15 protein-coding genes and 1 tRNA gene are annotated in these 18,859 nt (G+C 62.0%); 6 read left to right on the top strand and 10 right to left on the bottom strand.

Features of this window, described 5'->3' with window-relative positions:
• The first annotated feature begins 93 nt into the window (after positions 1-93).
• Positions 94-687, top strand: a complete 594-nt coding sequence (gene nfuA / locus MU846_RS01805; RefSeq protein WP_246947654.1) for a Fe-S biogenesis protein NfuA — start codon at positions 94-96, stop codon at positions 685-687.
• Between the two features lie 276 nt (positions 688-963).
• Here the strand turns inward: nfuA and MU846_RS01800 are convergent, their stop codons facing one another.
• Positions 964-1,758 (bottom strand): M48 family metallopeptidase, encoded by a 795-nt coding sequence (locus MU846_RS01800; protein WP_246948269.1) that lies wholly within the window; start codon positions 1,756-1,758, stop codon positions 964-966.
• A 528-nt stretch (positions 1,759-2,286) separates the two neighbouring features.
• Here MU846_RS01800 and msrA point away from each other — a divergent pair.
• Positions 2,287-2,934, top strand: coding sequence for a peptide-methionine (S)-S-oxide reductase MsrA (msrA, locus tag MU846_RS01795; RefSeq protein WP_246947652.1), 648 nt, complete (start codon positions 2,287-2,289; stop codon positions 2,932-2,934).
• Between the two features lie 352 nt (positions 2,935-3,286).
• Here the strand turns inward: msrA and MU846_RS01790 are convergent, their stop codons facing one another.
• The 3 genes from MU846_RS01790 to MU846_RS01780 all read right to left on the bottom strand — a co-directional run bounded on the left by MU846_RS01790 (position 3,287) and on the right by MU846_RS01780 (position 7,046).
• A complete protein-coding gene (locus MU846_RS01790) occupies positions 3,287-3,958 on the bottom strand; it encodes a pseudouridine synthase (protein WP_246947650.1) in 672 nt (223 codons plus the stop codon).
• Complete coding sequence (gene lon / locus MU846_RS01785) at positions 3,955-6,327, bottom strand: endopeptidase La (protein ID WP_246947649.1); 2,373 nt, start codon at positions 6,325-6,327, stop codon at positions 3,955-3,957. The genes MU846_RS01790 and lon overlap by 4 nt, the downstream gene beginning before the upstream one ends.
• Before the next feature lie 86 nt (positions 6,328-6,413).
• Positions 6,414-7,046 carry a class I SAM-dependent methyltransferase gene (locus tag MU846_RS01780; protein ID WP_246947647.1) on the bottom strand — a complete coding sequence of 211 codons (633 nt, stop codon included), beginning with the start codon at positions 7,044-7,046 and terminating at the stop codon, positions 6,414-6,416.
• 341 nt (positions 7,047-7,387) lie between these two features.
• Between MU846_RS01780 and MU846_RS01775 the strand changes: the two genes are divergently transcribed.
• Complete coding sequence (locus MU846_RS01775) at positions 7,388-8,653, top strand: ABC1 kinase family protein (RefSeq protein WP_246947646.1); 1,266 nt, start codon at positions 7,388-7,390, stop codon at positions 8,651-8,653.
• Here the strand turns inward: MU846_RS01775 and MU846_RS01770 are convergent.
• Positions 8,577-9,494, bottom strand: coding sequence for a DMT family transporter (locus tag MU846_RS01770; RefSeq protein WP_246947645.1), 918 nt, complete (start codon positions 9,492-9,494; stop codon positions 8,577-8,579). The genes MU846_RS01775 and MU846_RS01770 overlap by 77 nt on opposite strands.
• A gap of 7 nt (positions 9,495-9,501) precedes the next feature.
• Entirely contained in the window at positions 9,502-10,824 is a 1,323-nt protein-coding gene (gene rimO / locus MU846_RS01765; protein WP_246947644.1) for a 30S ribosomal protein S12 methylthiotransferase RimO, read from the bottom strand.
• 158 nt (positions 10,825-10,982) lie between these two features.
• On the opposite strand from rimO, the gene thpR reads away from it, so the two are divergent.
• Positions 10,983-11,549: an RNA 2',3'-cyclic phosphodiesterase gene (gene thpR / locus MU846_RS01760; protein WP_246947643.1), complete on the top strand. Its 567-nt coding sequence runs from the start codon at positions 10,983-10,985 to the stop codon at positions 11,547-11,549.
• 45 nt (positions 11,550-11,594) lie between these two features.
• Here the strand turns inward: thpR and MU846_RS01755 are convergent, their stop codons facing one another.
• On the bottom strand, positions 11,595-14,660 hold the full coding sequence (locus MU846_RS01755) for an efflux RND transporter permease subunit (RefSeq protein ID WP_246947641.1): 3,066 nt from the start codon (positions 14,658-14,660) through the stop codon (positions 11,595-11,597).
• The gene (locus tag MU846_RS01750) at positions 14,660-15,760 is read right to left on the bottom strand and encodes an efflux RND transporter periplasmic adaptor subunit (protein ID WP_246947639.1); all 1,101 of its coding nucleotides are present in this window, start codon (positions 15,758-15,760) and stop codon (positions 14,660-14,662) included. The genes MU846_RS01755 and MU846_RS01750 overlap by 1 nt, the downstream gene beginning before the upstream one ends.
• Before the next feature lie 273 nt (positions 15,761-16,033).
• Here MU846_RS01750 and MU846_RS01745 point away from each other — a divergent pair, with 273 nt between their 5' ends.
• Positions 16,034-16,663, top strand: a complete 630-nt coding sequence (locus MU846_RS01745) for a TetR/AcrR family transcriptional regulator (protein ID WP_246947637.1) — start codon at positions 16,034-16,036, stop codon at positions 16,661-16,663.
• A gap of 177 nt (positions 16,664-16,840) precedes the next feature.
• On the opposite strand, the gene MU846_RS01740 is transcribed toward MU846_RS01745, so the two are convergent.
• Positions 16,841-16,917, bottom strand: a tRNA-Pro gene (locus MU846_RS01740).
• Positions 16,918-17,022: 105 nt separating this feature from the next.
• Here MU846_RS01740 and MU846_RS01735 point away from each other — a divergent pair.
• Positions 17,023-18,150, top strand: a complete 1,128-nt coding sequence (locus MU846_RS01735) for a class I SAM-dependent methyltransferase (protein ID WP_246947635.1) — start codon at positions 17,023-17,025, stop codon at positions 18,148-18,150.
• 26 nt (positions 18,151-18,176) lie between these two features.
• Here MU846_RS01735 and mtnC read toward each other — a convergent pair whose 3' ends face one another.
• Positions 18,177-18,857: an acireductone synthase gene (gene mtnC / locus MU846_RS01730; protein WP_246947633.1), complete on the bottom strand. Its 681-nt coding sequence runs from the start codon at positions 18,855-18,857 to the stop codon at positions 18,177-18,179.
• Positions 18,858-18,859 lie beyond the last annotated feature (2 nt).

Raw genomic sequence — 18,859 nt, 5'->3', positions numbered from 1 at the left:
CATAGCAAAGGCGAGCCACACATGCTGGCATGTGGCGGCATAGTTGACTAAAATAGTCGGAAATTACGGCCATAGCCGGAGTCAGAGACAGTTATGACAGAAACCTCGATTACAGTCACCCCCAGCGCGCAGGATTACCTGCGCGATCTGCTCGCCAAACAGAGCTCGCCGGGGATTGGAGTACGGATATTCGTGGAACGGCCGGGCACGCCGCACGCGGAATGCTGCATGGCCTATTGCCCGGAAGGCGAGCAGGAAGAGCACGATTTGCGGCTGGATTATGAGGGCTTTCACGCCTGGATTGATGGCCCCAGCGTGCGCTATCTTGAAGATGCCGTGATTGATTACAAAAAAGACAGTATGGGCGGGCAGCTCACTTTCCGTGCGCCGAAATCGCGGGTGCCGGAATTGAATGAAGATGCTTCGCTGGAAGAGCGCATCAACTACATTCTTTACTCGGAAATCAATCCCGGTCTGGCCTCCCACGGCGGCAACGTACAGTTGCTTGAGCTCACCGATGACAACGTTGCGGTGCTGGAATTCGGCGGCGGCTGCCAGGGCTGTTCAGCGGTGGATCTGACATTGAAGAGCGGCGTCGAGCGGACATTGAAAGAACGCCTGCCGGAGCTTGCCGGCGTGCGTGACAGCACCGATCACAGTGTTACCGAGAACGCTTATTACAAATAAGTGAGCAGCCATTCTGATAGCGGCCACGAGGCAGCGCGAGTGTGCCCGTCAGGTGGCGGCGGGCACGCTATCGGATGTGCCCGGTTCTTGCGGTTGATGCCTGGCTGTTGATGTTCGGGCAGGCTCTTTATTCCCGGGGCGTGTTATGCCCCGAGGTTTGCTATGCCCCGAGCCAGAGAGAGGCCCGGGGTTGGCCCCACAGCTTCGTGTGAGGGCGGGCTGTCGTCCAACAGTTCAGTGAACAACAGGCCGCTCACGCATCACCACAATTGTCCACTAGCAGTCCGGTCGGCGACCCGCCGCCTGGGCTTGCTGGTACAGCGGCATCACTTCTGCCATCTGCGCCTGTAGATCGCGCACGCGGGTGGCGTGAGACGGGTGCGTAGACAGAAACTGTGGCGGGCTACCGCCGCTGACGGCCGCCATGTTCTGCCACAGGGTGACACTTTCGCGTGGATCAAAACCGGCCTTCGCCATCAGTTGCAACCCGATGACATCGGCCTCGGTCTCATGCTTGCGGCTGAAGGGCAGGGCGACGCCATATTGCGCGCCCAGGCCGAGCAGGCCGAACAGCATCTGTTTCTCGGTGGTGGCCTCGCCACTGATAGCGGCCAGAATCTGCATGCCGCTTTGCGTGGCATATTGCACGGAAACCCGCTCGTTGGAATGCTGCGCCAGCACGTGCCCGACCTCGTGACCCATCACGGCAGCCACCTGGTGCTGATTGGTGGCTACCCGCAGCAACCCGGAGTGGATGCCGATCTTGCCGCCGGGCAAGGCAAAGGCGTTGGCGCTGTCATCCTGGAACAGATTGACCTCCCAGCCTTGCTGATCCTGTGGATCAAGCACCTGGATGATATGATCTGCGATGCACTGCACATAGGCCGTTTGCCGCTGGTCTTTGCTTACCGGCGTCTCATTCTTCAATTGCGCATAAGCGGCTACGCCCATTTCGTCCATTTGTGCGGCAGGCATCAGCAGGAACTGCTGCCGGCCCAGCGGCGAGGTGGCGCAAGCGGCCAACAGCCCGGCCAGGCCGAGCGCGATGGCGCGTGGGGCAGATCGTTTCATCATTGCCATAGAGACTCCATGGTTGGTCTGTGCCGGTAGCCGCGCATGGCCAGCCGGGTTGTTGCCACTTGCGCACGGCGGCGTACCTTGCCGCCTGCCGCTCGGACGGTGTGGCAGCGTTGCTCCGAGGTCGCTTCAGAGCTCAAGCTTCAGGGCGCGAGAGGAGCGCCGCGCTGCCGTCACCTTCGTGGGCTGGCAATTATACCGCGAGTGCCAAGTATTACCCGTAATGGGCGATGCTGGGAACGTTCGAGGACGCCTGGCCGTCAAAAAGCCTTACCGGGCGCGGTGGCATCCGGGCGATCTGGCGTCGAGAATATCACCCGCTGGCGAGACACAGGAGCAGAGCGCACGGGCGGTTTGAAGGCAGGGGTTGGCGTCGGGTTTCATCAGTCTCAGGCTGCATGTGCAATGCGCCCACCATAGCTGCCGAGAGTCAGCAGCGAAGGGGCTGTTTGCACGCAGTGTCAGGGCAACGAAGCTTTAGAGCGCGTCGCATCGTGCGGCGCGCATGGCCGGAGATAAGACATGTGGCATATCAGAACAGAGAAATTACAACTGCCGGACGCCGCTAACGCCTTGCCGGGGCGGCAGGAGGCCATTGCGGTGACAGAGCCGCATCGCGTCACGGGCCTGCGGCTGACGCCGCCCTGGCCTGAAGGTGCGCAGCAGGCACTTTTCGGGCTCGGTTGCTTTTGGGGTGCCGAGCGGCGCTTCTGGCAACATCCGGGGGTGTTGGTGACCGCCGTAGGTTATAGCGGCGGCCTGACGCCGAACCCGACCTACGAGGAAGTATGTAGCGGCCGCACCGGCCACAATGAAACTGTGCTGGTGGTTTTTGATCCTGAGCAAACAAGTTATCAGGCGCTTTTGACGCTGTTCTGGGAAAGCCACAACCCCACACAGGGCATGCGGCAGGGCAATGATGTGGGCACACAGTATCGCTCGGGCATTTATTATTTTGATGACCAGCAGCGCGAGCAGGCAGAGCGTAGCCGGGTCGCTTATCAGCAGGCGCTGAGCGCTGCCGGGCTGGCTGAAATCACCACCGAAATCATGCCTGCCTCGGTATTTTATTATGCGGAAACCTACCACCAGCAATATCTGGATCGGCATCCCGATGGCTACTGCGGGCTGGCCGGCACAGGCGTGAGCTGCCCGGCGCCGGCGCTGTGAGCGTGTGGCATGGCTGATGCCGAGGCAGCACTGCCCATACCCTTGAAAGAACTGTCATGAAGCAGGGCACTCCTGAAGAGGGGCGGGAAGGGGCGTGAGAAATCTGGTTCCTCGTCGATTTCCGTGGAGGTGGCGCTGATATCCGTGGAAGCACCAGGGGGTTGTCCAGAATACCGAGCTTTTCCTCCTCTCCCTTTGTGGGACAAGCAAAGCGCAGAACAGCCGCCCGCCAGGCTGATGCCTGTGGCAGCAGTAGGGCCGGGCCGGCTCGTAGCGCAGTCCGTTGCGGCCTACATGATGTCGTGGTTGCAAGTGCTCGCGAGACCAAACAAGCGTGGCAAGGCGGCGTCGGTCAGAACGGTACGGGCGAGCGAAACGACTGCCAGTCGCCTGTCATCGGATGCTTGAAACCCAGGTGAGTGGCGTGCAGCAATAACCGTTCGCTACGGGCCAGCACGTCCGGTGGTGCGTAGAGGTCGCAGCCGAGTATGGCATGGCCGATCTCACGCATATGAATGCGCAGCTGGTGAGAACGGCCGGTGACGGGCATCAGGCGCAGGCGCGTCCGGTTTTCGGCTGTGTCTCGCGCCAGCACCTGATAGCGGGTCAGTGATGCTTTGCCGCGTTCGTGGCATATTTTCTGACGTGGTCGGTTGGCCCAGTCGGCGATGATCGGCAAGCGGATCTCGCCTTCATCCTGTGCCACCAGGCCGTCGACAACGGCCTCGTATTCCTTTGCCACCTCGCGCTCGGCAAAGGCGCGGTTCAGCCGTCGCTGCGGCTCGATGCCGATGGCGAATACCATCAGCCCGGAAGTATCCAGATCCAGCCGATGCACCACCCGGGCTTCCGGCTCCTGTTGTTGCAGGCGCCAGCTGACGGAGTCGCGGTTTTCCGGGCCGCGGCCGGGCACGGAAAGCAGCAGGGGTGGTTTCTCCACTACCCAGCAGTGCGCATCGCGAAACAGCGTGCGCACCGGGGCGTGGCAGGGCGGGACTATGTAATAGGGGCGCTCGCTGCTCACACAGGCTGCTCCCCGAATACAGCCTCGTAAACATCGTCATAATGCCGGGCAAAATGTACCGTGAGGCGGTCGCGGAGATGATCCGGCAATTCCTCGAAATCACGTCGGTTGGCTTCGGGCAGGATCAATTCACGCAAGCCGAGCCGTCGTGCAGCAATGACCTTTTCGCGAATGCCGCCCACCGCCAGTACCTGGCCGGTCAAGGTCAGCTCGCCGCTCATCGCCACCTTGCGCGGCAGGCGCCGGTTGCGTGCCAGCGATATCAGCGCCGTGGCCATGGTGATGCCGGCGCTGGGGCCGTCCTTGCGGGTGGCGCCCTCCGGTACATGCAGGTGCAGGAAGGCCTCCTTGAACCAGTCATCGGCAATGCCGTAACGGCCGGTATGGCTGCTGACAAAACTGTAGGCGATCTCGCTGGATTCGCGCATCACATCGCCGAGTTGGCCGGTCTGGCGAAAGCCGCGAGTATGGTTATGGATACGGCTTGCTTCCACTGCCAGCGTAGCGCCGCCCATGGCTGTCCAGGCCAGGCCGGTGACGACGCCGACACCGCGCTGGAGCTTTTCCGGGCGGAAGTACGGCTTGCCGAGAAACTCTTCCAGATTCTTGCCGGTGATGGACAGGCGCGGCGTGCCATCAAGCAGTTTCACTACGGCTTTGCGGGCGATACGCGCCAGCTGTTTTTCGAGATTCCGGACGCCGGATTCGCGTGCGTAACCTTCGATGACGGCACGCAGGGCGCTGTCGGAAATTTTCAGCTGCGAGGGCTTTATGCCGGCGCGTTCCAGTGTGCGCGGCCACAGATGTTTGCGGGCGATCTCCACTTTTTCCTCGGTGATATAACCGGCAAGGTGGATGACCTCCATACGATCAAGCAATGGCCCCGGAATCGAATCCAGAGTGTTGGCGGTACAGATAAACAACACGCCGGAAAGATCCACCCGCAAATCCAGATAATGATCCAGGAATTGGCCGTTCTGTTCCGGGTCGAGCACTTCAAGTAGCGCAGAAGCCGGGTCGCCCTGGAATGACTGGCCGAGTTTGTCGATCTCGTCGAGCATGATCACCGGATTGCTGGTGCCGCTCTCTTTCAATGCCTGCACCAGCTTGCCGGGCAGGGCGCCGATATAGGTGCGCCGATGGCCCTTGATCTCGGCCTCGTCGCGCATGCCGCCAAGGCTCAACCGGTAGAAACGCCGGTTCAGGGATTCGGCAATGGCGCGGCCGATGCTGGTCTTGCCCACACCCGGCGGGCCGATCAATAGCACAATGGCGCCGCGCATCTCGCCACGCATGGCGCCGACCGCCAGAAATTCGACGATCCTGTCCTTGATGTCGGACAGCCCTGCGTGATGCATTTCCAATACTTCGCGTGCATGGGCGAGATCAAGATTGTCGACCGACTGGACGCCCCAGGGTACCTGCGTCAGCCAATCGAGATAGTTGCGCGTAACCGCGTATTCCGGTGAGCCGGTTTCCAGTACGGAGAGCTTCTTGTATTCCTCTTGGTAGCGTTTGGCCACCGCCTCGGGTAGCACCAGCTTTGCCACGCGAGTGTCGAACTCTTCAAGGTCTGCGGTGCGGTCGTCTTTCGCCAGCCCCAGCTCTTTCTGGATCACCTTGAGTTGCTCGCGCAGGAAAAACTGCCGTTGCTGGGTGGAAATCTTCTCGTTCACCTGCTCGTTGATGCTGCTTTGCAAGCGTGCTACTTCAAGCTCTTTTTTCAACAGCACCAGCACTTTTTCCATGCGCTTGAGCAGCGGCACGGTTTCCAGAATACCTTGCAGCTCGGCGCCGGTGGCGGTGGTGAGCGCAGCGGCGAAATCTGTCAGCGGTGAGGGCTCCCGCGGGCTGAAGTTTTGCAGATAAAGCTTCAGGCCCTCATTGTACAACGGGTTCAGCGGCAGCAATTCCTTGATCGTGTTGATGATCGCCATGGCGTAGGCTTTCACGGTGTCGGAATCCTGCTCGTCGTCTTCTTCCGGATATTCCACTTCCACCAGATAAGGCGGCTTGCGACTCAGCCAGCCGGTAATGCGAAAGCGCGCCAGTCCCTGGGCGACCAGTTGCAAGGTTCCGGATTCGCTGGTGGCATTGTGCACGCGAACAAGGCAGCCGTACTCCGGGAAGTCATCCGGGCTGATGTCTTCCGGCGCCTGTTCACCCGTATAGACAAGTCCCAGCGTGTGATGTGGTGTCTGGCTGACGCGCTCGACGGTCTGTTGCCAGACATCCTGTTTGAACAGTACCGGTGTTACCAGCCCCGGCATGAAAGGCCGCTGGTTGACGGGCAACAGATAGATACGCTGCGGCCGCTGATCTGGCAGCACCAGCGACAGGCCGGGTTGGGTTTCCTGCTCATCACTCATTCGGGGCATCCCTAATAGAAAACACGAGTGCTATAGATGATGGTGACGATAGCAGGGAATTCAATGATGTTGCTGTGCACTCTGCGTCAGGGTTGTTCGATGATGAGCAGGTCTGCGTTGGCGGGCTGTGGGTAAGCGGTGCGGTACTCGTCCAGGCGCACGTCCACGCTCTCGCCGAGGCGATCAATGCAGCGTTCGGCCAGCGCATAGAAGGGTGCACGGCCGGGATCGGCGATGATAACCTGCTGCACACCGGCCCTGAGCGCCCGGCGGATCAGGTTGAACAGTACCGGCGTCAGTTCATCCCAGAAGCAGACATCCGTGCCGGTGAGGGTGTGCACGCCGGCAAGCTGTTTGCCGGTGATCCGCTCGAAGCGGGCTTGCAGGGGGGTTATCGCTACGTCGTTGAGCTCCGCATGCAGCGCCACATACGGAAAGACATCCGGGTCGGCATCCACCGCGGTGACCTTCAGGCCAAGCTGCTTCGCGCTATAAACCGCCAGCACGCCCCAGCCACAGCCGATATCCATGTGGTGGCTGCCTGCCGGTGGCCGGTGCCGCCGCAGGTAATCCATCACCACATAGCTCGAGCTCCAGACCTTGTTGCCATGAATGGAGGGGATATGCGCGGCGCGCCGCAGGCGCCGGATTTCCGGGTGGCCGCTTTGCAGGATGGTGATGCCGCGGGTGCGGATCTCATTGGCTCTTCTGGCGGCCATTGCAGCTCCTCAGGTCATGGCATCCGGTGCCGGAAACCGGATAACTGAAACTGCCGAACGGCGGGTCGCGTTCGGTAATTGCCGCACACCTTACGAAGACGGCTGTTATTGTTCAACTTGATGGATAGCAAAGGTAAGGTGGCAGGCATAATGGCGCTTGCCATAACGCTCACAAGAGCGCAGAGATCATCGCTGAGAGTCTCGTTGAGAGCAGCGTAGAGAGCAGCGTAGAGAGTAGCGTAGAGAGTAGCGCTGAAGAATTAGAGACAGTGCCACGGGCGGATGCCTGCGGCCGCGATACGCCTGCAGGCGTTATCGCGTTGCAACCGGGGAGGCCCGATTTGGCGGGGCTGCGAGAGAATATCGATATCGGCGCGCGGGCGCTGACCAGCCTGGTGGCAGGGCGTGGCCGCTACCTCAGGGCACTTTCGACCCTGGCTCGGGTGCTGGCAATTTATGGCCGGCAGCGTACGGGCGGGCGCCGCTCGCTGGAGGCGGCGCACGCGCAAGCGGCGGCGCACATCACAAAGTTGTGCCGGCGCAACGGCGCGACCTGGGTCAAGGCGGCGCAGTTTTTCAGTTGCCGGCCGGACATCCTGCCGGCGCCTTACATCACCGCACTGCAAACCTTGCAGACCGAAGCCGAGCCGGTTTCTTTCGATGCCCTCAAACCGGTGCTGGGCGCGGCCCTCGGCGAGGACTGGCCAGCACGGTTCAGCGAATTCGATCTTGTGCCGGTGGCCACAGCGTCCATTGCGCAGGTGCATCGCGCCCGGCTGGTCAACGGCGAGGAAGTGGCGGTAAAAATCCGCCTCCCCGATGTGGCCCGGTTATTTGATCAGGATGCGGGCATCTTTAGGTTGTTGTCGCGCTTGCTCTCATCCATCGTGCATGAAGTCGACGTGGTGCAAGTCACGGAGCAGCTGCTGGCGATGACCGCGGCAGAGCTTGATCTGCGCAACGAGGCGGAAAACCTGCGTCGCTTTGCCCGCCTGCCGCACCCGCCGGAGATCGCCACGCCGGTGCTGCACGATGCGCTGAGCAGCGAGGCGGTGCTGGTGACCAGCTGGGTATCGGGGCAGCCGTTGCGCACTTATCTTGATGCGCACCCGGAGCAGGCCGAGCGTCTGCTGGGCACGTTGTTTGCCAGCTATCTGCAACAGGTGACCCGTTTCGGGCTTTACCAGGCAGACCCGCACCCCGGCAATTTCATCGTTGATGAGGCCGGGCGCATCACCATCGTGGATTTTGGCGCCATGGGGCGGCTCGGCCCGAATGAAGTGAGGCATTATTCCCGCCTGCTCTATGGCCTGATGGGGGTTGCCGGGGAGGTGGATGTGGCACAGCTGTTTGCCGATGCCGGCTTCGTCGGCGGCCGGCCGGAAACCTTGCGAGAGCTGGCCTTGTATGTGCTCACCGATCGCCTCAGCGGCCGGCACCCGCTGGAGGCGATGCAGGAGCTGATGGAGAAATTCCGCGAGGAACGAGTGCAGATTCCCGATTCCTATATCGGCATTTCGCGGGTGCTGATCACGATTGGCGGTTTTCTGATGGCTTATCAGGTGCCGTTCGACTGGACACCGCCGGAGCTTCGGGCGCCGCGCTGACAGGGCGCAGGTTCCACAGGCCGGCGGTAAAGATCAGCGCCGTGCCGACCAGGGTGCTCCAGTGGAGCGCCTCCTGCCAGAACACCAGGCCGAGCAGCGCCGCCCATATCACCGAGGTGTAATTGTAGATGCCTATGCGGCCGGGGCTGGCGAGCTTGTAGGCGGTGGTCATGGTGATTTGTGCGCCGGTGGCAATCACACCGATGGCGATCAGCCAGGGCCAGTGTTGCGCGCTGGGCAGTGTGCTGGCCCAGAACAGGGGCAGCGCCGAGAACAAGGTGCTGAACACAGCAAACCAGAACACAATGCGACGCGGCGGCTCGGTATCGGAAATACTGCGGATTCCGACCATGGCCACACTCATCAACGCGGCGCCCGCCAGCGCGACGAGGTGCACCGGGTCGAAATGGCCCGGCACCGGGCGCAGTACAAAGCTGACGCCCACGAAGCCGAGCATGATGGCCAGCAAGGTGCGTCGGCTGACGCGATCGCCCAGCCACCACCAGGCCACCAGCGGCATCAGAAACGGCGTGGTCATCTTGACCAGCACGGCTTCGGCCAGCGGTATGTGCGCAATGGTATAAAAATAGCAATACATCGCGCTGAGCCCAGCGGCAGCACGGATGAAATGCCCGCCGATCCGCCGGGTGGCCATGCCGCGCAATCCGCCCCGTTGCAGCAGCAGCGGGAGCAGCACAACCAAGCCCAGCAGGTTGCGAAAGAACATTACAACCTCGGGCGCCAGCTCCTGGCTGATGTGCTTGACCATGGCGGCCATGATCGCCAGCAGCAGCTCGCTGAAGATCAGCAGCAGGGCACCGTGGCCCACTTGGTTGTGCATCGGCGCTTCAGGGGCCCTCGATCAGGCTGGCCCACAGATCATGCTCATCATTGTGCTCGACGCGCACCCGCACGCGCTGGCCGGGCGCCAGGTCATATTCACCATCGAGATAGACCAGGCCGTCGATTTCCGGCGCGTCTGCCTGCGAGCGGCCGATCGCGCCATCTTCATTGACCTCGTCGATCAGCACTTCGATCTCGCGGCCGATCTTGCGGGCCAGGCGGCGTTCGCTGATGCGCGCCTGCACGTTCATGAAACGCTCCAGCCGCTGGGCTGCGATATCCTCTGGCACAGGATCCGGCAACTCGTTGGCGGGCGCACCGTCGACAGGCGAATAAGTGAAGCAGCCGACGCGATCCAGTTCGGCCGCCTCCAGCCAATCCAGCAGCAGCTCGAAATCCTCATCGGTTTCGCCGGGGAAGCCGACAATGAACGTCGAGCGAATGGTGAGGTCAGGGCAGATTTCGCGCCACTTGCGGATGCGTTCCAGCGTATTTTCCGCATGTGCCGGGCGCTTCATCAGCGCCAGAATACGTGGGCTGGCGTGCTGGAACGGAATATCCAGATACGGCAGGATCTTGCCTTCCGCCATCAGGGGAATGATGTCATCCACGTGCGGGTAAGGGTAAACGTAGTGCAGCCGCACCCAGACCCCAAGGCTGCCCAGCGCCTGGCACAGCTCCAGCATCCGTGTCTTCACCGGCATGCCATCCCAGAAGCCGGTCTGGTATTTCCGATCCACACCGTAAGCGCTGGTATCCTGCGAAATCACCAGCAGCTCTTGTACTCCGGCGCGCACCAGCCGCTGTGCCTCGTCCAGCACCTCACCCACCGGGCGGCTGGCCAGCTTGCCGCGCATGCTGGGAATAATGCAGAAGCTGCACTTGTGATTGCAGCCTTCGGAGATTTTCAGGTAGGCATAATGGCGCGGCGTCAGCTTGATGCCCTGCGGCGGCACCAGATCCACAAACGGATCATGTTCGGCCGACGGCGGCACCACTGCATGAACGGCACTGACGACTTGCTCGTATTGCTGTGGGCCGGTTACCGCCAGCACCTGTGGATGCACGCTACGGATATCGTCTTCCTGAGCGCCAAGGCAGCCGGTGACGATCACCTTGCCATTTTCATGCAAGGCTTCACCGATGGCTTCCAGCGATTCCGCCTTGGCGGCGTCGATAAAGCCGCATGTGTTCACCACCACGACATCGGCGCCCTGATAGCTGGGCACGACTTCGTAGCCCTCGGTGCGCAACTGGGTGAGAATGCGTTCCGAATCGACCAATGCTTTCGGGCAACCGAGGCTGACGAATCCGACCTTACCGGGCATAGCGGGGTGTCTCCTGTTCGGGGGCGGCAATTCTACCTGCGCCGGGCGGTGGCGACCATGCCTGGCCGAGATCGGGCCGAGATCAGGCGAGCCTGGGCCGGGACTGGGTCGAGACGAGACTGAGAAGATGCCGAGAGAAGCTGAAAGAGGAGAGCATCATGCGCTGCTTTCTGGGTTTGCCGGTGCCAGCGCCGCTGCGCCAGCAGCTAGCACAATGGTGCGCGGCCGCGTCTACGGAAGCGGCTATGCCTGAAGAAATGCCTGCGCCTGAAGAACAGACGCGCTGGGAACATCATGACGACTGGCATCTGACGGTGGCTTTTCTCGGGCATACCGATGCCGGCACCGTGGCCAGATTGGCGTCTGCCATGGAGCGTATTTGCGCCGAGGCAGCCGTGATTCGTCAGCCGCTCGCCGCGCCGGCACGGTTCCCCACCGCAAGCGGGCCGCTGCTGGTGCTGGAAGGTGAGGCGGTGTCGGCGCTGGTGGCGCTGCGCACTGCGGTGGCGCCGGTCTGTTTGCGGTTGGGGTTGCCGTGGGAGCCACGCGCGTTTCGCCCGCATGTGACACTCGCACGGCAGTACCCGAGGGGCAGGGCAGTGCCGCCATTGCCTGAGCCGGTGATGCTGCCGGCGAATGAGCTGGTGCTGTATCGCAGCGAGCCGCCCGATGCCACAGGGCGGCGTTACCGGGTTCAGGCCCGTTGGCCGCTGGGGCAATCCTGAGCGCGCAACACGGCCGAGCCAGTGCCCGGCCGTACTGCCATTCGCTCAGGGAGTGCTGGCGGGTGCCGTCTGCGGTTTCGGCAGGCGGAACAGCAACGAGTACAGCGCTGGTACGAACAACAGTGTAATCAACGTGCCGACCAATACTCCGCCGATCAGCACATAAGCCAGCGGTCCCCAGAATGGATCAGTGGTCAGCGGAATAAATGCCAGCGCCGCTGCCAGCGCGGTGAGGATCACTGGACGCGCCCGGCGCACGGCGGCCTCGATGACGGCATCCACCATGCTCATGCCGTGCTGCACGTTGTCGGTCACTTGCTGGGTCAGGATCAGCGTATTACGCATCAGGATGCCAGCCAGGCCGATCATGCCCAGCAGCGCCACAAATCCGAATGGCTGATTGAACAGCAGCAGGGCGAACACCGCGCCGATCACGCCCAGGGGCGCGGTGGCCATCACCACGAAGGTGCCGGAGAAGGAGCGCATTTGCAGCATGATGAAGATCAGCATCAGCGCGATCATGATCGGCTGCATCTTGTGGATCGAGGCATCCGCTTCGCTGGAGGATTCCACGGAGCCACCGATCTCGATGTGGTAGCCTTCCGGCAAGTCGGCACGCAACTCGCTGAGCGCATTCCACACCGCATGGGTGACGGTGATCGGCTGCGCCTGGGCAATGTCGGCGTTGACGGCAATGAACGGCTCGCGGTTGTAGCGTTTCAGCACCGGGTCTTCATAGGAGATCGTCACGTCGCCAAGCTGTGCCACGGGCACCTTGCGACCGTCGCCGGTCTTGATTTCCATGTCCAGCAACGAGTCCGGTTGTGCGCTGGGCAGGCCGCGTGCTCGCACCTCGACGCTGCGGATGTCCTCGCGTACCTGTGTTACCGGCAAACCATCCAGTTCGAACTGGAATTGCTGCGCCACATCTCTGGGCGTGAGGTTCAGCAGGCGTAAGCGATCCGGGTCCATTTGCAAGCGAATCGCCGGCACTCGTTCGCCCCATTCCAGGTGTGCCTCGGCGACCTGCGGCACGGCAGCGGTGATGGTGCGCACCTGCTCGGCAATATGGCGCAGGGTAATCAGATCAGGGCCAATGACGCGGAACGAAACAGGCCAGACCACGGGCGGGCCGAATAACAAATGATGCACACGCACCCGCGCTTCCGGAAACTCGCCGGCATCGACCCGCGCCTGCAGTTGTGCCTCGATGGCACGACGCTGCTCACCATCCTCGGCCACGGCGATGATCTTCGCGAAGGCCGGGTTTGGCTGCTCCGGATTCAGCGCGAGAAAGAAGCGCGGGGCGCCGGCACCGACGTAAGCGGACAATGTTTTGACTCCCGGCATTTCGCGCAAGACAGCCTCGATACGGCGGGTGACTTCGTCAGTGCGATCAATCGCGGTGCCTTCCGGCATGTAAATATCCACCAGTACTTCCGGGCGATCGGAGCTGGGGAAGAACTGCTGCTGCACGCCGGCCACCATCAACAGCAACGCCAGCACCAATAACCCGAGGGTACCGAAGACCACGCTCTTGCGATGCTGAACGCACAGCCCGATCCAGCGCCGCAGCTTGATGTAGCGGGGCGAGCTGTAGGGGTCATGATCGTCGTCGGCAGATGCCATGTCCGGCAGCAATTTCACCCCCAGATACGGTGTGAAGATCACCGCGACCAGCCAGGAAACCAGCAACGCATAAGCCAGCACCCAGAAAATATTGCCGGCAAATTCACCGACCGCCGACTCGGCAAAACCGATCGGCACAAATCCTGCCACCGTGACCAGCGTGCCGAACAGCATCGGCGCGGCGGTGACCTGCCAGGCATAGGCCGCCGCCTTGACGCGCTCCCAGCCCTGTTCCATTTTTACCAGCATCATCTCGATGGCGATGATGGCATCGTCGACCAGCAGGCCGAGGGCAATAATCAGTGCGCCAAGTGTGACGCGATCAAGGTTCACATCGGTAACGCGCATCAACAGAAAGGTCAGCGCCAGCGTCAGTGGAATCGCGATTGCCACCACGATGCCGGCGCGCCAGCCGATGGCCAGAAAACACACCAGCGTGACCACTGCCACGGCGACAAAGAATTTCACCTGAAACAGATCGACGGCTTCGCTGATGGCGTCGGCCTGATTGGTGAGCTGGTGCAGCGTCAGCCCCAGCGGTAGCCGTGCTTTTTCTGCTTCATTGAATCGCTCCAGCCGAGCGCCCAGATCAAGCCCGTTTTCGCCGCGCCCCATGACCACGCCCAGCAGCACGGCGTCGTCGCCACCGGCGCGCACCAGATAGGAGGGCGGTTCTTCGTAACCGCGCCGGATTTCCGCAATATCGCCCAGCCGCAGCAAGCGATCATCCACTCGGATCGGCAGCTCGCGCAGGGTGTCGGGGTCAGTCGGGCCTTCGCCAAGCCGGATATAGCTGCGTGGGCCTTGTGTGTCGATATAGCCGGCAGCGACAAGCTGGTTTTGTGCATCCACCGCATCCAGCACCGCCGGCATGGAAATGCCGAGATTGACGATGCGCGAATTATCGAACTCGATAAAAATGCGCTCCACCCGCTCGCCGAGCAAATCCACCTTGCGCACGCCGTCTACGCGGGCAAGGCGATCGCGAACCCGTTCCGCTTCCCGCGCCAGCAAGCGCGGCGGCAGGCCGGGGGCGGTCAGTGCATAGAGGCTGAAATACACGTCGGAAAAATCGTCGTTGACGATCGGGCCGATGACACCCGGCGGCATGTTGGGTGCTTCGTCCTGCATGCGTTTGCGGGTTTCATAAAATAGCTGCGGCACCATGTCGCCGGGCGCATAGTCTTCGAATTCGATTTGCATGTCGACCCGGCCGGGGCGGGCCGTAGTCACCACGCGCTTGAAATATTCCACCTCCTGGATGCGTTTCTCCAGGCGGTCGGCCACCTGTTCCTGCATTTCTTTCGCGGTGGCGCCGGGCCAGGTGGCGGATACCATCATCACGCGGATGGTGAAGGCCGGGTCTTCCGCACGGCCCAGCGACAAGAACGCATTGAGCCCGGCAATGCCGATCAGAATGATGAAGAATAATGTGATGGCACGCTCGCGTACCGCGAGGGCGGAGAGATTGGGGATCGCCATCAGTCGATCACCCGCACCAGCTGGCCATCGTGCAACAGGTGCGTGCCTAGCGCGACGATGCGGGTCTGGGGCGGCAGGGTGGTGCTCACGAACGCATCTTCGGTATCCAGGCCGAGCACCTGCACGGCGTGTGGTTGTACCTGCCCGTCTTCAATGACCCATAGCCGGGCACCTTCACCCCGTTCGGACAATGCGCCCAGCGGGACGCGGTAAATCATGCCCGCGCCGGCAGCATCCGTGGTGAAACGGACGCGGGCCACGCTGCCGAGATCGGCTGTGGCGGCTGCGGCCGGATCAAGCCGGTAGCGGGCGCGCCAGGTGCGTGTCATCGGATCGGCTGCGCCGGAGACTTCCTGCAAGGTGGCAGTTGTTTCCTCGGCGGCACCGGCCAGACGCACCAGCGCCTGCTCTGGCAAAGCGTGGCGGCGCTCCTGCGGTACAAATACTTCCACCTCGCGGGGGCCGTCTTGGGCCAGCAGCGCAACAGGCTGGCCTGCGGTGACCACCTGGCCCGGTTGTGCCTGAAGATCGAGAATAACGCCATCGGCAGGGGCTACCAACGTGGCGTAAGCCATGGCGTTGCGCGCTTGCTGCCACTGCGCCTCGGCGGCAGCCGCCTGCTGTTGTGCAGCTTCGGCAAGGGTGCGGGTGTTGTCCGCCACCTGAGCTGAAACCAGTTTCTGCGCGGCCAGCTCCTGCATGCGCCGGCTTTCGGCAGCGGCATTGGCGGCCTCTGCCCGTGCGCTGTTGAGCTGCGCACGGGCAGAGGTGAGTTGTTCTTGCAGATCTTTTTCGTCCAGTGTCAGCAGCGGCTGGCCCTTGCGCACCGCCTGCCCGGCGTTGATGTGGCGGGCAACAATCTGGCCGCCCACCCGAAATGCCAGAGGCGATTGAATGTGAGCTTGCACCGTGCCGCTGAGCGTCCAGGTATCCAGTGCGGCAGGCCGTAATGTAACCGCTTTGACCGGCGCCGCCGTGGCGCGCTGGTCGGCGGCAGGCTCGGCTGGCCCGCAGGCGGTTAAAAACAGCCAGGCAGTCAGCAACAGGGAGGCAGGCAACAGGGCGGCAGAACAGGCTGATTGCAGGCGCGTCGAAGACATGAGAGCTCCTGGCCAATTGGCCATCATCCGTGAACAAGGCAAGCAAAAACGCCAGTATATATTTAGTGTACGGTTGTGTTCAATAATTAGTGAAAAAGCGGTCAGGGCGGCTGGTTGAAAGGGCGGGTGGCTGCCAGAATGAGTGCCGTCGCCGCCTGACGGGGCGACATAAGCGCTATCGCCGCGGTGAGTTGGCGGTAAAGTGGTATGCCGGCAAATAAAAAAGCCTCAGCGCCCGTCGTACGGCGATGACGGATAATCAAGGAGCACCAGATGACTCTCAAAGCGGCGCGGGGGCGCCCCAGCGACCCGGCAAAGCAGGCCGCTATCTTCCAGGCGGCGCGCACGTTGTTCTTCCGCGCCGGCCCGCAGGGGATGACAATGGAAGCGGTCGCCAGGGATGCGCGAGTGTCGAAGGTGACGGTGTATGCGTACTACGCCAATCGCGATGCTTTGATCCAGGCCATCATTGCGGACGTGCAGCAGCGTCTGTTCGCCTCCCTCCGCTTGCCGGTTGATGACACCGCTGGTGTACGCCGCTCGCTCACCGCGTTCGGGGTGGCGCTGCTGGAGTTCCTGTGCAGCGAGGATTGTGTGCTGTTGTATCGTGCCTTGTCGTCGCCGGCACCGATTCCGGCGGACATCCGCCAGATGCTGTATCAGCAGGGGCCGCTGGCCACCATCGCCGCGCTTGCCGCGTTATTGCAGCGGCTCGACGAGCGTGGGCTGCTGTGTGTGCCGGACAGCGCTGTGGCTGCGGAACAACTGATGGGTATGTGGCGAGGTGCCCTGCACGAGTCACTGGTATTTCAGCAAGGTGATCCACCCACGGCGGCCGAGCTTGAGCAGCGGGTGCAGGCAGGGCTGGATACGTTCATCAGGGCTTTCGGCCGGCCACGTTGAGCTGTAAAACCATCGCGGCGGCTGCGCACATGATGAAGCGGGCTGTCGCATGGGCACACCAGCGCAGATATAGAAGACAGGCATAAAAAAACCGCGTTGTTCGCCAGCGAGCGATCAACGCGGTTTTTTCAAGGCTGCTCCCCTGCGGCGGGCGCATCGGGCGGGGTGCAGTGTGTCTGGTCGGAGTAGCAGGATTTGAACCTACGACCCCTACGTCCCGAACGTAGTGCTCTACCAGGCTGAGCTATACTCCGAAAGCGGGGTGCATTCTAACAAAAAAAATTGAGAATGCCAGAGCGAAGTGACAATACACTGCCTGGCAGGCGTATTTTTGCGTCGGCAAGTGCATAATGCGCGCCATGAAACGACCCGGCACACCTCTTCCTGATACCCGGCTGACCCATGCCGGCGTTACCCTGCGGCTGCGCCGCTGGCCACGGCGGCGTAACGAGACGTTGCGCGCCTGGGACGGCGCCGATTTGTATTTGCTCGACGAGATGGCAGCACATGGCGCGGCCGGGTGGCTGGTACTCAACGACCAATGTGGCGCGCTGGCACTGGCGCATCCGGCTTGCCATAGCAGCGGCGATTCCTGGCTGGCGCGAGCGGCCTGGCTGGGCAATGCGGACGACAATCAGATTGCCGTTGCCAGTGATGCCTGGCGCTGGCCGGACAGCGCCTGGCCCGTGGCGCCAGAAGGCGTGGTGGTGCGTGTGCCAAAGCAGCTGGCGCTGCTGGAATACCAGCTCTGGCGCATTGCCACAGAATTGCCGGCCGGGACGCCGGTGTGGCTGGCGTGGATGGACAAGCATCTGCCGGGCAACCTGCTGGCGCTAGTGCGACGTTATCTGCCCGAGCTTCAATTGCTGCGGGGCCGTTACAAGGCGCATGGTTTGCAGGCTGCGGTAACCGGGGAGGCTGTGCCGGCGCCGCTTTATCCCAGCCGTGTGGAAGTCCCGGAAATGGGCTGGACGTTGCTGGCGCACGCCGGTGTTTTCGCGCAGTCGCAGCTGGATATCGGTGCGCGCAGATTCATGCAGCATGTTCCGGCCGGCCGCACCGGGCGCATTGTCGATCTCGGTTGTGGCAACGGTGTGATCGGGCTGCTGGCGGCGCAGCGAAATCCCGCTGCGGAGGTTATTTTCTGTGATGAATCCTGGCAGGCGATACAAAGTGCGCGGGAGAATGCCGCACGTTACGCCCGTTCGGCGGTGGCGTTTCATCTGGGCAATGGGTTGGATGGGCTTGCCGGGGAGTTTGATCTGGTGTTGCTCAACCCGCCGTTTCATCGTGGCCATGCGGTGGACGATGGCGTCGCAAAAGTGCTGTTCAAGCAAGCGGCCGGCAAGCTGGCCCCTGGTGGCGAATTGCGCGTGATCGGTAATCGCCACCTGCGTTATGAGGTGCCTTTGCGGCGTTATTTCGGCGCGGTTTCAGTGCTGGAACAGGGGCCGAAATTTACTGTCTTGAGTGCTCGCCATCGCTGAGCCCGCCGCCGCTGAGCCTGAAGGGCTCAGGCGGGCAGCGCTATCTGATCGAAATTACTGACGCAAGGGTGGCTCGTTGCCGGGGCGTGGCCGTCGCGGTCGAGCAGCACAGTGTGCAGGCCGGCGTCGCGGGCCGCGTCAAGTTCGGCGATGACATCGGACAGAAACAGAATCTGTGCGGGAGGCAGGCCGATCGCGGCGGTGATGCGGCGATAGCTGTCGCTCTCCTGCTTGTGCCCGGAAGTGGTATCGAAATAACCTTCCAGCAAAGGGCTCAGATCACCGGCCTCACTATAAGCGAAGAACAGTTTTTGGGCCTCGATGGAGCCGGAAGAATACACATACAGGCGAAGGCCCTGGCGTTGCCAGTCGCGTAGCCGCGCTGCCACTTCGGGATACAGGTGCGCTTGATAGTCCCCGCGCAGATAGCCTTCCCGCCAGATCATGCCTTGCAATGCTTTCAGCGGTGTCGCTTTGCGATCCTCGGCTATCCATTGCTGAAGCAGCGTATTGGCAGCCTCGGCGCTGTCGAGGGTATCGCCGGTCTGCTCGCGCAGGGCGGCAATTTGCGCCTTCACCTCCGGCGCTTCCCAGTGCTGCGTCAAAAAGCCGGGCAGGGCGTGGGCAGCATAGGGAAACAACACGTCTTTCACGAAGGAAATGCTGCTGGTGGTGCCTTCGACATCCGTCACAATCGCCTTCACCATGG

The sequence above is a fragment of the Alcanivorax quisquiliarum genome, assembly GCF_023051175.1.
Taxonomy (GTDB): domain Bacteria; phylum Pseudomonadota; class Gammaproteobacteria; order Pseudomonadales; family Alcanivoracaceae; genus Isoalcanivorax; species Isoalcanivorax quisquiliarum.
The sequence above is the reverse complement of the archived record's forward strand: the minus strand, read 5'-3'. Positions and strand labels throughout refer to the sequence as shown.

Bases quoted from the DNA above. Each gene is read 5' to 3' on its own strand.
- rimO (WP_246947644.1), bottom strand. From the start codon at position 10,824: ATGCCCGGTAAGGTCGGATTCGTCAGCCTCGGTTGCCCGAAAGCATTG.
- msrA (WP_246947652.1), top strand. From the start codon at position 2,287: ATGTGGCATATCAGAACAGAGAAATTACAACTGCCGGACGCCGCTAAC.
- MU846_RS01735 (WP_246947635.1), top strand. From the start codon at position 17,023: ATGAAACGACCCGGCACACCTCTTCCTGATACCCGGCTGACCCATGCC.
- mtnC (WP_246947633.1), bottom strand. From the start codon at position 18,857: ATGGTGAAGGCGATTGTGACGGATGTCGAAGGCACCACCAGCAGCATT.
- MU846_RS01745 (WP_246947637.1), top strand. From the start codon at position 16,034: ATGACTCTCAAAGCGGCGCGGGGGCGCCCCAGCGACCCGGCAAAGCAG.
- thpR (WP_246947643.1), top strand. From the start codon at position 10,983: ATGCGCTGCTTTCTGGGTTTGCCGGTGCCAGCGCCGCTGCGCCAGCAG.
- MU846_RS01780 (WP_246947647.1), bottom strand. From the start codon at position 7,046: ATGGCCGCCAGAAGAGCCAATGAGATCCGCACCCGCGGCATCACCATC.
- MU846_RS01800 (WP_246948269.1), bottom strand. From the start codon at position 1,758: ATGAAACGATCTGCCCCACGCGCCATCGCGCTCGGCCTGGCCGGGCTG.
- nfuA (WP_246947654.1), top strand. From the start codon at position 94: ATGACAGAAACCTCGATTACAGTCACCCCCAGCGCGCAGGATTACCTG.
- lon (WP_246947649.1), bottom strand. From the start codon at position 6,327: ATGAGTGATGAGCAGGAAACCCAACCCGGCCTGTCGCTGGTGCTGCCA.
- MU846_RS01770 (WP_246947645.1), bottom strand. From the start codon at position 9,494: ATGCACAACCAAGTGGGCCACGGTGCCCTGCTGCTGATCTTCAGCGAG.
- MU846_RS01750 (WP_246947639.1), bottom strand. From the start codon at position 15,760: ATGTCTTCGACGCGCCTGCAATCAGCCTGTTCTGCCGCCCTGTTGCCT.
- MU846_RS01755 (WP_246947641.1), bottom strand. From the start codon at position 14,660: ATGGCGATCCCCAATCTCTCCGCCCTCGCGGTACGCGAGCGTGCCATC.